At 49.6% G+C, this 242-nt stretch carries 1 protein-coding gene; it reads right to left on the bottom strand.

Annotation, left to right across the window (positions count from 1 at the left end; translation table 11 throughout):
* Positions 1 to 242 (bottom strand): enoyl-CoA hydratase-related protein (locus SB772_RS44910; RefSeq protein WP_410839141.1); only part of this gene is annotated, 242 nt, incomplete at both ends.

Raw genomic sequence — 242 nt, 5'->3', positions numbered from 1 at the left:
ACACCTCTAAAGCTGGGTTGACGTTTTTCTAAAAATGCACGGATGCCTTCTTCGCGATCTTGTGTGGCAGCCAACCAAACAAACAGCTGGCGCTCTTGCTTGAGGCCTTGGCTTAGGCTCACTTCATGTATGCTTTTGAGTGACTGCTTGATGGTGCGAATGGCCAAAGGGGCTTGTTTGGCGATGTTAGCTGCCAGATCAGTGGTGTACTGTACGGTAAGCTCAGTTGGGCAGATTTGAGT

The organism is Paraburkholderia sp. SIMBA_030, from assembly GCF_046535245.1.
Classification (GTDB): Bacteria; Pseudomonadota; Gammaproteobacteria; order Burkholderiales; family Burkholderiaceae; genus Paraburkholderia.
This window is presented reverse-complemented; position numbering and strand designations above follow the sequence as displayed.